Annotated in this window: 12 protein-coding genes and 1 riboswitch; of the genes, 6 read left to right on the forward strand and 6 right to left on the reverse strand. The window is 54.1% G+C overall.

Going from position 1 to position 12,856, the window contains the following annotated elements; all coding sequences use genetic code 11:
• Window positions 1–15: 15 nt before the first annotated feature.
• From ilvN to leuO, 3 genes are all read right to left on the reverse strand, one after another.
• The gene (ilvN, locus tag ACOTW6_RS13575) at window positions 16–507 is read right to left on the reverse strand and encodes an acetolactate synthase small subunit (protein WP_003856371.1); all 492 of its coding nucleotides are present in this window, start codon (window positions 505–507) and stop codon (window positions 16–18) included.
• 1 nt (window position 508) lies between these two features.
• On the reverse strand, window positions 509–2,233 hold the full coding sequence (ilvI, locus tag ACOTW6_RS13580) for an acetolactate synthase 3 large subunit (protein ID WP_213789051.1): 1,725 nt from the start codon (window positions 2,231–2,233) through the stop codon (window positions 509–511).
• A gap of 376 nt (window positions 2,234–2,609) precedes the next feature.
• Window positions 2,610–3,554 carry a transcriptional regulator LeuO gene (leuO, locus tag ACOTW6_RS13585; RefSeq protein WP_213789052.1) on the reverse strand — a complete coding sequence of 315 codons (945 nt, stop codon included), beginning with the start codon at window positions 3,552–3,554 and terminating at the stop codon, window positions 2,610–2,612.
• A gap of 628 nt (window positions 3,555–4,182) precedes the next feature.
• Here leuO and leuL point away from each other — a divergent pair.
• From leuL to leuD, 5 genes are all read left to right on the forward strand, one after another.
• Complete coding sequence (gene leuL / locus ACOTW6_RS13590; RefSeq protein WP_057979999.1) at window positions 4,183–4,269, forward strand: leu operon leader peptide; 87 nt, start codon at window positions 4,183–4,185, stop codon at window positions 4,267–4,269.
• 91 nt (window positions 4,270–4,360) lie between these two features.
• Window positions 4,361–5,932 carry a 2-isopropylmalate synthase gene (gene leuA, locus ACOTW6_RS13595; RefSeq protein WP_213789054.1) on the forward strand — a complete coding sequence of 524 codons (1,572 nt, stop codon included), beginning with the start codon at window positions 4,361–4,363 and terminating at the stop codon, window positions 5,930–5,932.
• On the forward strand, window positions 5,932–7,023 hold the full coding sequence (leuB, locus tag ACOTW6_RS13600) for a 3-isopropylmalate dehydrogenase (RefSeq protein WP_003856380.1): 1,092 nt from the start codon (window positions 5,932–5,934) through the stop codon (window positions 7,021–7,023). The genes leuA and leuB overlap by 1 nt, the downstream gene beginning before the upstream one ends.
• 2 nt (window positions 7,024–7,025) lie before the next feature.
• The gene (leuC, locus tag ACOTW6_RS13605; protein WP_121479301.1) at window positions 7,026–8,426 is read left to right on the forward strand and encodes a 3-isopropylmalate dehydratase large subunit; all 1,401 of its coding nucleotides are present in this window, start codon (window positions 7,026–7,028) and stop codon (window positions 8,424–8,426) included.
• 10 nt (window positions 8,427–8,436) lie between these two features.
• Window positions 8,437–9,042, forward strand: coding sequence for a 3-isopropylmalate dehydratase small subunit (gene leuD / locus ACOTW6_RS13610; protein ID WP_032670569.1), 606 nt, complete (start codon window positions 8,437–8,439; stop codon window positions 9,040–9,042).
• 92 nt (window positions 9,043–9,134) lie between these two features.
• Here leuD and ACOTW6_RS13615 read toward each other — a convergent pair whose 3' ends face one another.
• The 3 genes from ACOTW6_RS13615 to sgrT all read right to left on the reverse strand — a co-directional run bounded on the left by ACOTW6_RS13615 (window position 9,135) and on the right by sgrT (window position 10,957).
• Window positions 9,135–9,287, reverse strand: coding sequence for a Hok/Gef family protein (locus ACOTW6_RS13615; RefSeq protein WP_010427008.1), 153 nt, complete (start codon window positions 9,285–9,287; stop codon window positions 9,135–9,137).
• A 217-nt stretch (window positions 9,288–9,504) separates the two neighbouring features.
• Window positions 9,505–10,683 (reverse strand): sugar efflux transporter, encoded by a 1,179-nt coding sequence (locus tag ACOTW6_RS13620; RefSeq protein WP_062932366.1) that lies wholly within the window; start codon window positions 10,681–10,683, stop codon window positions 9,505–9,507.
• Between the two features lie 121 nt (window positions 10,684–10,804).
• Window positions 10,805–10,957 carry a glucose uptake inhibitor SgrT gene (gene sgrT / locus ACOTW6_RS13625; RefSeq protein ID WP_023303076.1) on the reverse strand — a complete coding sequence of 51 codons (153 nt, stop codon included), beginning with the start codon at window positions 10,955–10,957 and terminating at the stop codon, window positions 10,805–10,807.
• Between the two features lie 88 nt (window positions 10,958–11,045).
• Here sgrT and sgrR point away from each other — a divergent pair, with 88 nt between their 5' ends.
• Entirely contained in the window at window positions 11,046–12,701 is a 1,656-nt protein-coding gene (gene sgrR / locus ACOTW6_RS13630) for an HTH-type transcriptional regulator SgrR (RefSeq protein ID WP_048982950.1), read from the forward strand.
• Between the two features lie 36 nt (window positions 12,702–12,737).
• A riboswitch (TPP riboswitch) is annotated at window positions 12,738–12,838 on the forward strand.
• The last annotated feature ends 18 nt before the right edge of the window (window positions 12,839–12,856 follow it).

The following is a 12,856-nucleotide window of genomic DNA, read 5'->3' on the forward strand; positions in this document are numbered from 1 at the left end:
GAACCTTTTGCGCAACTAACGCATGATTTTATCGCCGCGCGAGAGGCCAACAACGCCAGAGCGCGCAACTTCAACAATTTTTGCCACATCCCTGACGGAGGCCAGGAACGCATCCAGCTTATCGCTCGTTCCGGCAAGCTGCACAGTATATATAGAAGGCGTGACGTCAATGATCTGCCCACGGAAGATATCCGTGTTGCGCTTGACCTCTTCACGGCCGTAACCGCTGGCCTGAATTTTCACCAGCATCACTTCACGTTCGACGTAAGCCCCCTGCCCCAGCTCGCTGACGCGCAACACGTCCACCAGCTTGTGCAACTGTTTTTCGATCTGCTCAAGCACTTTCGCATCGCCGACAGTCTGGATCGTCATGCGGGAGAGCGTTGGATCATCGGTCGGCGCAACGGTCAGGCTTTCAATGTTGTATCCGCGCTGCGCAAAAAGCCCAATGACGCGTGACAGTGCGCCCGACTCATTTTCCAGTAATACAGATAATATCCGGCGCATATCAGGTTCTCTCCGTTTTGCTTAACCACATTTCATCCATACCGCCGCCACGGATATGCATCGGATAAACGTGCTCTGTGCCGTCGACGATGACATCCATGAAGACGAGGCGATTGTTTTTAACGTGCTCAAGCGCTTCGCCGAGCTTCGCTTCCAGCTCTGACGGATCGGTTACCCGCATGCCAATATGACCATAGGCTTCAGCCAGACGGACAAAGTCCGGAAGTGACTTCATATAAGACTGAGAGTGACGGCCGGAATAAATCATATCCTGCCACTGCTTCACCATACCGAGGTAACCGTTATTCAGGTTCAGCACCAGCACTGGCAACTCATATTGCAGCGCAGTAGAAAGCTCCTGAATATTCATCTGTATACTGCCATCACCCGTTACGCAGATAACCGTTTCGTTCGGCAACGCCAGCTTCACCCCCAGCGCGGCGGGCAGACCAAAGCCCATCGTGCCAAGCCCGCCTGAGTTGATCCAGCGACGCGGTTTATCAAACGGGTAATACAACGCAGCGAACATCTGATGCTGGCCCACGTCAGAAGTGACATACGCCTCGCCATTGGTCAGACGCCAGATCGTCTCGATCACCGCCTGCGGCTTGATGTTCTCACTCTGCGTGTCGTATTTAAGGCACTGTCGGCCACGCCATTGTTCGATTTGCTGCCACCAGTCGCGGATCTCGTCCAGCGGTTGAGACGCGGTCTCCTGCGCCAGCAGATCCAACATTTGATCCAGCACCTGTCGTGCGTCCCCCACGATCGGCACATCCGCCGGCACCGTTTTAGAGATTGAAGTCGGATCGATATCAATGTGCAGCACCGTCGCATTCGGACAGTATTTCGCCAGGTTATTGGTGGTGCGATCGTCAAAACGCACGCCGACGGCAAAAATCACATCAGAATGGTGCATCGTCATATTGGCTTCATAGGTGCCATGCATGCCCAGCATGCCCAGCGCCTGACGGTGGGTAGCCGGAAATGCCCCCAGCCCCATCAGCGATGACGCGACAGGAAGATTCAGCTTCTCAATCAGTTCACGCAGTTGCGTTTCACAGGCTGCATTGACGGCGCCGCCCCCTACGTAGACTACGGGCTTTTTCGCAGCCAGCAGCGTTTGCAGCGCACGCTTAATCTGGCCTTTGTGCCCTTGCGTCGTCGGATTATATGAACGCATGCTCACCGACTCAGGCCACAGGTAAGGCAGTTTATTCGCCGGATTGAGAATATCTTTTGGCAGATCGACAACCACTGGCCCAGGACGACCGCTGGCGGCCAGCCAGAAGGCTTTTTTCAGTACGCCCGGGATGTCTTCCGTTTGCTTAACCAGAAAGCTGTGCTTCACCACGGGGCGTGAGATCCCCACCATGTCGCATTCCTGAAACGCATCATAGCCAATCAGTGACGTCGCCACCTGTCCGGAGAGAATGACCAGTGGAATGGAGTCCATATACGCAGTCGCTATGCCGGTGATGGCATTGGTCGCTCCCGGTCCGGAAGTGACCAGCACAACACCCACCTCGCCCGTGGCGCGGGCCAGGCCGTCAGCCATATGCACAGCAGCCTGTTCATGACGAACAAGAACATGATCAATACCGCCTACCGTGTGCAGCGCGTCATAAATATCGAGAACCGCGCCTCCGGGGTAGCCGAACACTTGTTTCACGCCCTGATCGATAAGCGATCGGACGACCATTTCCGCGCCAGACAACATCTCCATGCTTTGCCTCCAGGCTTTTGTTATAGACGGTCAACAGAATTCATTTCCGCGCCGTCTTCTGACAGGGTGAACCCATCTTATAATTTGCAGAGTGATGAATACCTTAACCGCTCGTTATGAGGCAGGCAATTAGCAAACGGAATGCGGGAATGGGCAATAAAAGCAGAAAAAACAGCTGTCAGGCACGAATATGGTGAATTCGTCTGGCATGAGGGGAGATGCTAATAATTCATCTCTTAAAAAGAGGATGGATCAGGAAATCATCTATTTTTAAGCCGCCCTGAGCGTCTGAAAAAATGCGTACAGAACAAAATATTGCCCGCATAAAAAATCACAGAATAAACCGCATGGCACCATGCGGTTTATTCACCCTGACTTATCGACGACAAATATTGATCAGCAGCTCTTCCATCCACTGATGCCCTTTATCCCGCCCCGCCGCTTCATGCCAGGAAAGATAACAGGTACGGCTATTCAGCTTGAGCGGCAGAGGTAAAATTTGCAGGTTCAGCGAATCGGAGAACTCTTCAGCAAGCCAGCGCGGTGCAATAGCGACTAGCTGCGTCTGAGAAACGACATTTAAAACGCTGACCATCGCCATCCCCTGATAGGCCACGCTGGCTTGTTTATCGGCTGTGTCATACCACGGCAGACTGAATGAGGCATATCTGTCAAGAGCAACAACGGCATGCTGCTCGCTGTAAACATCACTTTCACGCAGCGGTGAATTCATGCGTGGATGTTTTTTGCTGGCGACTAACACCATTTCATCTTTAAACAACGGAACACAGGCAAACTCTGGACGGCGAAACTCTTCGTAGCCCAGAACGAACTCTGTTTCCTGATAACGAAGCTGGTGCTCAGTGTTTTGATTTAAGGATGATTTAAAAACGAGATGAATATTAGGAGCAATCTGTTCAACTTTATTATATATAACAGACGTCAAATAATTGTCTAACGGACTGCAAACACAGAGATGGAAAACCCGTTCACTGCTTAAAGGTTCAAAACCCGAGCCGGGAAGCTCATTTTGTACCAGCTGTAGCGCCTGACGAATCGAACCGAATAGCTGGAATGCACGCGCCGTGGGCTGGATACCTCTTCCATACCGGACGAATAACTCATCGTTAAACATCACCTTAAGCCTGGCTACGGCATTACTCACGGCAGGTTGAGACATTCCCAGAGATTGCGCTGCTCGCGTAATATTCTGCTCCTGCATAACTGCATCAAATACAGTTAACAGGTTGAGATCCACTGTGCGTAACTGAGGCTTAACCCCATCATAAGGCTGTGGTTGGTTAATATTATTTTCTGGCATTTCTGACTCCACTGTCACGCTAAATTCCCTTTGTCAAAGTACAGTAATAACTTCGAAAAATATGATTTACCATGCATATACAACAAGCGAAAGGGAATTATTTAAAATTCGGAATATATAAAGAACCCTCATTCAAGAGATAGCATTACGCATCCCATAAATGAAGAGCTAAAAATCGTTCAAATGATATCTATAACTTTAATGCAGGCATGAAACCATAAACCAGGGAAATATACAATCACCGCCTTCGTTAATAATAACTTAAGTATTATTAAACTATGAAGGGCAGACACCGCGATTTCATTAACAAAATGATATCAATATTGATAACTTTCCCACCCGCAACTCATTCATGAAACTTATAACTCAATGAAATGAAACACATTCCATTTCACGGCATATCGGTAAAAATACTGTGTTCAATTGCTACCAATTATATTCAAATTATTCCAGAGATGAATCGCCAGTCCAATAATAGACAATTAAAGCGGTTAGCTACGTAAAAACCAGCACAATTAGCTAATGTGTTTATCCTGTGCTGAGTGGCCGTTTTGCCTGAGAGGGGTTGACATGCGTCGGCGTATCCAGTACCACTAAAAGCATATCGCATTCATCTGGAGCACGATTCATGATTCGCACCCTTCGTTTCACCGGTCTACTACTACTAAACGCATCCACTGTGCGCGGTAGACTGGCGGGCGAAATTCAGCGTTGAATCGTCTTCAGTAAAACTAAAAACCCGCGCCACTGCGCGGGTTTTTTTATGCTCGTAGCAAGGCGCCCTAAGACTGACAAGGACCTAACCCATGAGCCAGCAAGTCGTTATTTTCGATACTACTTTACGTGACGGTGAACAGGCATTACAGGCGAGCCTGAGTGTTAAAGAAAAACTGCAAATTGCGCTGGCCCTCGAACGCATGGGTGTAGACGTAATGGAAGTCGGCTTTCCCGTCTCCTCACCGGGTGATTTCGAGTCAGTACAGACCATCGCCCGCACCATCAAAAACAGCCGCGTGTGCGGTCTGGCTCGCTGCGTTGAGAAAGATATTGATGTGGCCGCAGAATCTCTGAAAGTTGCAGAAGCCTTCCGTATTCATACATTCATTGCCACCTCCCCCATGCACATTGCCACCAAGCTGCGCAGTACGCTGGATGAAGTGATCGAACGTGCGGTGTATATGGTCAAACGCGCGCGTAACTACACTGATGACGTCGAATTCTCCTGTGAAGATGCGGGCCGCACACCGATTGACGATTTGGCCCGTGTGGTAGAAGCCGCGATTAATGCCGGAGCCAGAACCATCAACATCCCGGACACCGTCGGCTATACCATGCCGTTTGAGTTCTCCAGCATCATCACCGGCCTGTATGAGCGCGTACCTAACATTGATAAAGCCATCATCTCCGTGCATACCCATGACGATTTGGGTCTGGCCGTGGGCAATGCCATCGCCGCGGTGCACGCTGGGGCGCGTCAGGTTGAAGGCGCGATGAACGGCATCGGCGAACGCGCGGGCAACTGTTCGCTGGAAGAAGTGATCATGGCGATCAAGGTGCGCAAAGACATTATGAACGTACATACTCGCATCAATCACAACGAAATCTGGCGCACCAGCCAGACCGTGAGCCAGATTTGCAATATGCCGATCCCGGCGAACAAGGCGATTGTTGGTACTGGCGCGTTCGCTCACTCCTCCGGTATTCACCAGGATGGCGTGCTGAAGAACCGTGAAAACTACGAAATCATGACTCCGGAATCCATCGGTCTGAACCAGGTTCAGCTGAACCTGACCTCGCGCTCTGGCCGCGCGGCGGTGAAACACCGTATGGAAGAGATGGGGTATCAGGACAGCGATTACAACATGGATCAGCTGTACGACGCATTCCTGAAACTGGCTGACAAGAAAGGCCAGGTCTTCGATTACGACCTGGAAGCGCTGGCATTCATCAACAAACAGCAGGAAGAGCCAGAACACTTCCGTCTCGACTACTTCACCGTTCAGTCAGGCTCAAGTGATATCGCTACCGCCTCCGTCAAGCTGGCCTGCGGCGATGAAATTAAAGCGGAAGCCGCCAACGGTAACGGCCCTGTTGATGCCATTTACCAGGCGATTAACCGCGTCACTGAGTACGACGTAGAGCTGGTGAAATACGACCTGACGGCAAAAGGACACGGTAAAGACGCCCTGGGCCAGGTTGATATCGTCGTCAACTACAACGGTCGCCGCTTCCACGGTGTGGGTCTGGCGACAGATATCGTCGAATCCTCCGCGAAAGCGATGGTGCATGTCCTGAACAACATCTGGCGCGCCGCCGAAGTCGAAAAAGAGTTGCAACGCAAAGCTCAGAATAAAGAGAACAACAAGGAAACCGTGTGATGTCGAAGAATTACCATATTGCTGTGTTGCCGGGTGACGGTATTGGCCCGGAAGTGATGGCACAGGCGCTGAAAGTACTGGAAGCCGTTCGTTCGCGTTTTGCGATGAAAATTACCACCAGCCACTACGACGTGGGCGGTATTGCGATTGATAACCACGGTACTCCCCTGCCGAAAGGGACTGTAGAAGGCTGCGAAAATGCCGATGCCGTGCTGTTTGGCTCCGTCGGCGGCCCAAAATGGGAACATCTGCCGCCAGCAGAGCAGCCGGAGCGCGGCGCGCTGCTGCCGCTGCGTAAACACTTCAAACTGTTCAGCAACCTGCGTCCGGCGAAGCTGTACCCGGGGCTGGAAGAGTTTTGCCCGCTGCGCGCGGATATTGCGGCCAACGGTTTCGACATCCTGTGCGTGCGTGAGCTGACCGGCGGCATCTACTTCGGTCAGCCAAAAGGTCGCGAAGGCAGCGGTCAGCATGAGAAAGCGTTTGATACTGAGGTTTATCACCGTTTTGAAATTGAACGTATCGCCCATATCGCGTTTGAGTCAGCGCGCAAACGCCGCCGTAAAGTGACCTCTATTGATAAAGCGAACGTGCTCCAGTCGTCCATTTTGTGGCGCGAAATCGTCAGTGAAGTTGCTAAGCAGTACCCGGACGTTGCGCTGTCGCATATGTATATCGACAACGCAACGATGCAGTTGATTAAAGATCCGTCCCAGTTTGACGTGCTGCTGTGCTCCAACCTGTTCGGCGATATTCTCTCGGATGAATGCGCGATGATCACCGGCTCCATGGGGATGCTGCCATCCGCCAGCCTGAACGAAGAAGGCTTTGGTCTGTACGAGCCTGCGGGCGGCTCCGCGCCGGATATCGCCGGCAAGAACATCGCCAACCCGATTGCACAGATCCTCTCCCTGGCTCTGCTGCTGCGCTACAGCCTGGATGCAGGCGATGCAGCAACCGCAATTGAAAACGCCATTAACCGGGCGTTAGAAGAAGGCGTCCGTACCGGTGATTTAGCACGCGGCACGGCAGCAGTCAGTACCGATGAAATGGGCGACATCATTGCCCGCTATGTCGCTGAAGGGGTGTAATCATGGCTAAGACGTTATATGAGAAGTTGTTTGATGCGCACGTTGTTTACGAAGCACCAAACGAAACCCCACTGTTGTACATCGACCGTCATCTGGTACATGAAGTGACCTCTCCTCAGGCATTTGACGGCCTGCGCGCGCATAAGCGCCCGGTGCGTCAGCCGGGTAAAACCTTTGCCACGATGGATCACAACGTTTCCACCCAGACCAAAGACATCAATGCATCTGGCGAGATGGCGCGTATCCAGATGCAGGAGCTGATTAAGAACTGTAACGAGTTTGGCGTGGAGCTGTACGATCTGAACCACCCGTATCAGGGCATCGTCCACGTGATGGGGCCTGAGCAGGGGATTACGCTGCCGGGCATGACCATCGTCTGCGGCGACTCCCACACCGCGACGCACGGCGCATTTGGCGCCCTGGCGTTCGGGATTGGCACCTCTGAAGTTGAACACGTTCTGGCGACGCAGACCCTGAAGCAGGGCCGCGCAAAAACCATGAAGATTGAAGTGAAGGGTAAAGCCGCGCCGGGTATCACCGCGAAAGATATCGTGCTGGCGATTATCGGCAAAACCGGCAGCGCAGGCGGCACCGGTCACGTCGTTGAGTTCTGCGGCGACGCTATCCAGGCGCTGAGCATGGAAGGTCGTATGACCCTGTGCAACATGGCCATTGAGATGGGCGCCAAAGCAGGCCTGGTGGCCCCAGACGAAACCACCTTCAACTATGTGAAGGGGCGTCTGCATGCGCCGAAAGGTCAGAATTTTGACGACGCGGTAGCGTACTGGAAAACCCTGAAAACGGACGAGGGGGCAATTTTTGATACCGTTGTGACGTTGCAGGCGGAAGAGATCGCCCCGCAGGTCACCTGGGGCACCAACCCGGGTCAGGTAATTTCGGTTAACGACAGCATTCCTGACCCGGCTTCCTTCGCCGATCCGGTCGAGCGCGCCAGTGCGGAAAAAGCGCTGGCTTACATGGGGCTGAAACCCGGCGTACCGCTGACCGACGTGAGCATTGATAAAGTGTTCATCGGCTCCTGCACCAACTCCCGTATCGAAGATTTACGCGCTGCGGCAGAAATCGCTAAAGGCCGCAAAGTGGCGCCGGGCGTGCAGGCGCTGGTTGTGCCGGGCTCCGGCCCGGTGAAAGCCCAGGCGGAAGCGGAAGGTCTGGATAAGATCTTTATCGACGCAGGCTTCGAGTGGCGCCTGCCGGGTTGCTCCATGTGCCTGGCGATGAACAACGACCGCCTGAATCCGGGTGAGCGCTGTGCTTCCACCAGCAACCGTAACTTTGAAGGCCGTCAGGGCCGCGGTGGGCGCACCCACCTGGTCAGCCCGGCAATGGCCGCCGCTGCGGCAGTCACCGGTCATTTCGCCGATATTCGCAGCCTGAAATAAGGAGACAATCATGGCAGAGAAATTTACCCAACATACGGGCCGGGTTGTCCCGCTGGACGCCGCTAACGTCGATACCGACGCGATCATTCCTAAGCAGTTTTTGCAGAAAGTGACGCGCACGGGTTTTGGTGCGCATCTGTTCAACGACTGGCGTTTCCTCGACGATAAAGGCGAAGTGCCGAACCCGGAATTCGTCCTGAACTTTCCGGAATACAAAGGCGCCTCCATTTTGCTGGCGCGGGAAAACTTTGGCTGCGGATCGTCGCGTGAACATGCGCCATGGGCATTGACCGACTACGGCTTTAAGGTGGTTATCGCCCCAAGCTTCGCGGATATCTTCTACGGCAACAGCTTCAACAACCAGCTGCTGCCGGTGACGCTGAGTGACGAACAGGTCGATGAACTGTTTGCGCTAGTGCAGGCAAATCCGGGGATTTCATTTGAGGTGGATCTGGAAGCAGAAGTGGTGAAAGCCGGTGACAAGTCCTACCGCTTCAGCATTGATGCGTTCCGTCGCCACTGCATGCTGAACGGTCTGGACAGCATTGGCCTGACGCTGCAACACGAAGAGGCTATCTCCGCCTACGAGAAAAAACAGCCTGCGTTTATGGGCTAAAGGCAATGGCCCGCAGGGCGCGGGCCATTGATAAGGGTGCGTTGAGGCTCAACCACTCTGGAGAGGCGGGGAAACTTTCCCCGCCAATACCGCTAACGTTTCGCTTCGTAAGCCAACACTGCCGCCAGCTCTGTTTTCTCCTGTCTGAAGTGCAGCTCACACAGCGAGTCGCGCACCATCCAGGTGAAGATCAACAGCGTCGTACAGATCAGAAACAAACCTAACAGCAGAGTACGTTTTGGCATTCCAGCCTCCTTATTGCTTTTCGGCAATGAAGAGACTAACCTCGCAATGTGGGTTGTGAAGTTAATCTCCCCATCAGTTTTTTTGATGTGGGACTCTCCACTGTTTGCCTCTTGCGAAAGCCTGAGGCAAACAGCCTCAAGCACCCGTCACGCACTCTATGCGCCTTCTCGGCGCCTGTCAGAAAGTCGTTTCATTTCGTGAAGCCGCCTTCCAGAATCAAACGTCTTTTACCCGGCACGTCAGTATCAGCGTGACAAGCGAAATCGCTGCGATCACCCAGTACACGGATGGATGCCCATAGCTTTGCGACAGCGCCCCCTGAATTACCCCTGCCAGAATCACGCCGGTAGAGATACTGTTGGTAAACAGCGTGGTCGCGGAGCCTGCGCGCCCCGGCATTAAATCCTGGAACCAGAGCATGCCTATCCCGGCAACGATGCCGATAAATACCGCGTTAAACAGCTGTAACGCCAGCAAAGCTTCACGCGAATGGAACAGGATCAGCCCCGCGTAGAACGCCACCCCAGCCGCCACGGCGACGACCATCATCCGACGCTTTCCGAAACGTTTTACGTAGTAACCCGCCAGAATCATCGCCGGGATCTCCAGCCCGGCAGCGGTGCCCATCAGGATCCCCGCGAGCTTGTCGGGCAGCCCCAGATCGCTGCTGATCCACAGCGGCATATCGATGATGTACATGGTGTTGCATGTCCACATCAGCGTGGAGGCGATAAACAACATGCGGACGTTTTTATCCTGCCAGCCGCTCACCTGGGTGATGGGCTTGTCCGTCACCTGCTCTACGCGCGCCACCGATGGCAGCGCAAAGGCTATCAGCGCCAGGCTGATGACAAAAATCCCCGCCGCGATGGAAAACATGGTGGTGAAGCCGTAGTTCAGCGCCAGCATAAACGCCAGCGGCGGACCGATGACCCACGCGAGAGAGAGCTGCGCACGCATCACCGAGCTGAACATCACCACTTCCCTCGCCGAGCTGTCGGCGTACTCCCGGGCCAGGGCGAACAGTTGCGGCATGGCGGTGTTCGCCAGAGAGGCCAGCAGCACGCCGCAGGTAATGAGCGTCAGGTAATGGCGGTTGAAGGCAAACAATAACGCGTTGCCCACGGCCATGGCGCAACAAAAGAGGATCAGCTTGCGGCGATCGCCCTGGCTGTCGGATCGTTTCGCCAGCCACAGGCTGACGAGGATCCCGGCAATGGCGTTGACGGTGTAGAACAGGCCCACCCAAAACGGCTGCGCCCCCACCTCGCGGCTGAGAAACAGGCTCAGCGTCGGCGCCTGTAGCGCGCCGGCTACGCCCATCATGAAGGCCACCAGCATAAAAGCGGCGTACACGCCGTTCAGGCGTCGCCCCATCGTCATCAACCAGAGCATGCGCAAGTCCTTATGAAAGCGAATCGAAATTGGGTGAAATAGTAAACGAAAAAAGCCAGCAAAAAACATTTTGCTGGCGGGTGATTAGCACCAATACTCAGTCACACATGATCGAGGCGAGTTAGCGAGAAGAGGTCGATTTCGTAACGTCCCACTGCATCAGATCTTCCAGTATTCTCAGCCGCTGCTCTGCGCACTGGCGGGCCAGCCAGGACACTCCCTTTGTCGCTGAAAAATAGTGCTGATAAAACTGACGTGCGGTAGACCTCTTCATAATTTACCTCCTCGCTTCATCGATAAGGATTATTGGCTTAATATAGGGATTAATAAATTGCTGATTTTTTGTCAGGAGTTCCCCTTTTATGCCTTCCGGTCGTCTGCAACAACAATTTATCCGCCTCTGGCAGTGCTGCGAGGGGCAATCGCAGGAGACCACGCTGAACGAGCTGGCTGAGCTCCTCAACTGCTCCCGGCGTCATATGCGCACGCTCCTTAATACCATGCAGCAGCAGGGCTGGTTAAACTGGGAGGCCGAAGCCGGACGCGGCAAGCGTTCGCGCCTGACTTTCCTTTATACCGGCCTGGCGCTACAGCAACAGCGGGCGGAGGATCTGCTGGAGCAGGACCGCATCGATCAGCTGGTCCAGCTGGTGGGCGACAAAGCCGCCGTGCGCCAGATGCTGGTCTCGCATCTGGGACGCAGCTTTCGTCAGGGACGCCACATTCTGCGGGTGCTTTACTACCGCCCAATGAAAAATCTGTTGCCCGGTACGGCGTTACGTCGCTCTGAAACCCACATGGCCCGGCAGATTTTCAGCGGCCTGACGCGGATAAATGAGGAAAACGGGGAACTGGAAGCGGATATTGCCCATCACTGGCAGCAGGTATCCCCGCTGCACTGGCGCTTCTTTTTACGCCCCGGCATTCATTTCCACCATGGACGCGAGCTGGAGATGCGCGACGTTATCGATTCTTTAGAGCGCGCCCGCACGCTGCCGCTCTATTCGCATATCGCGCGGATCCACTCCCCAACGGCCTGGACGCTGGATATTGAGCTATCGCAGCCGGACAAATGGCTTCCGTGGCTTCTGGGCTACGTCCCCTCAATGATCCTGCCTGCCGAGTGGCGATCCCTGAACAATTTTTCCAGCCAGCCGATTGGTACGGGCCCCTACTCCGTTACACGAAATAACAGTAATCAACTGAAGATCCGCGCCTTTGATGACTATTTTGGCTATCGGGCGTTGATCGACGAAGTGAACGTCTGGGTGTTACCGGATCTCAACGAAGAGCTGAGCGCAGGCCTGACCCTGGAAGGGCCAACAGCCGGTGAAAAGGCGTTCGAAAGCCGCCTGGAGGAGGGTTGCTACTACCTGCTCTTTGATAGCCGCAGCCATCGCGGCGCAAACCACGACGTCCGCAGGTGGATAAGCCATATTCTGGCGCCCGCTAACCTGATTTATCACGCAGAGGAGCAATACCAGACCTGGTGGTTCCCGGCCTATGGCCTGCTCCCACGCTGGCACCATGCGCAGCCCGTCCGCAGCGAAAAGCCTGCCGGACTGGAGACCATCACCCTCAGCTACTATCGCGACCACATTGAGCACCGTTTTCTGGCGAGGATCATGAGCACGCTGCTGGCAGCCGAAGGCGTGACGCTGGCGATACAGGAAGTCGATTATGATGAATGGCATCGCGGAGACGTCATCAGCGATATCTGGCTCAACAGCGCGAATTTTACGCTGCCGCTGGATTTCTCGCTCTTTTCTCACCTGTACGAAGTGCCCCTGATTCAGCACTGTATCAACCGGGACTGGCAACAGGACGCCGCGCGGTGGCGGGCGGGAGAAATGGATCTGGCCGCCTGGTGTCAGGAATTACTGACCGGGCAGACGATCGTACCGCTGATTCACCACTGGCTGCTGATCCAGGGGCAGCGCAGCATGCGCGGTCTGCGGATGAATACCCTCGGCTGGTTTGATTTTAAATCCGCCTGGTTTGCGCCGCCGGAGCCATAACCCTTTCGTAATATTCACCAAATCATTACAATAGCGCCGTTCTCAACGGGGTGCTGCATCACTGATGTGCGCTGAGATAATACCCGTCGAACCTGATCCGGATAACGCCGGCGAAGGGATTTGAGGCTGTCTCTCAAAATCCTTTGCCACTCAAC

This window comes from Enterobacter cloacae complex sp. IR5403, from assembly GCF_049238705.1.
Taxonomy (GTDB): domain Bacteria; phylum Pseudomonadota; class Gammaproteobacteria; order Enterobacterales; family Enterobacteriaceae; genus Enterobacter; species Enterobacter hormaechei_C.

Excerpts from the sequence above, each read along its gene's own strand:
- sgrR (WP_048982950.1), top strand. The coding sequence starts at position 11,046 with ATGCCTTCCGGTCGTCTGCAACAACAATTTATCCGCCTCTGGCAGTGC.
- ilvI (WP_213789051.1), bottom strand. The coding sequence starts at position 2,233 with ATGGAGATGTTGTCTGGCGCGGAAATGGTCGTCCGATCGCTTATCGAT.
- sgrT (WP_023303076.1), bottom strand. The coding sequence starts at position 10,957 with ATGAAGAGGTCTACCGCACGTCAGTTTTATCAGCACTATTTTTCAGCG.
- leuD (WP_032670569.1), top strand. The coding sequence starts at position 8,437 with ATGGCAGAGAAATTTACCCAACATACGGGCCGGGTTGTCCCGCTGGAC.
- leuO (WP_213789052.1), bottom strand. The coding sequence starts at position 3,554 with ATGCCAGAAAATAATATTAACCAACCACAGCCTTATGATGGGGTTAAG.
- ACOTW6_RS13620 (WP_062932366.1), bottom strand. The coding sequence starts at position 10,683 with ATGCTCTGGTTGATGACGATGGGGCGACGCCTGAACGGCGTGTACGCC.
- leuB (WP_003856380.1), top strand. The coding sequence starts at position 5,932 with ATGTCGAAGAATTACCATATTGCTGTGTTGCCGGGTGACGGTATTGGC.
- leuL (WP_057979999.1), top strand. The coding sequence starts at position 4,183 with ATGATTCGCACCCTTCGTTTCACCGGTCTACTACTACTAAACGCATCC.
- leuA (WP_213789054.1), top strand. The coding sequence starts at position 4,361 with ATGAGCCAGCAAGTCGTTATTTTCGATACTACTTTACGTGACGGTGAA.
- ilvN (WP_003856371.1), bottom strand. The coding sequence starts at position 507 with ATGCGCCGGATATTATCTGTATTACTGGAAAATGAGTCGGGCGCACTG.
- ACOTW6_RS13615 (WP_010427008.1), bottom strand. The coding sequence starts at position 9,287 with ATGCCAAAACGTACTCTGCTGTTAGGTTTGTTTCTGATCTGTACGACG.
- leuC (WP_121479301.1), top strand. The coding sequence starts at position 7,026 with ATGGCTAAGACGTTATATGAGAAGTTGTTTGATGCGCACGTTGTTTAC.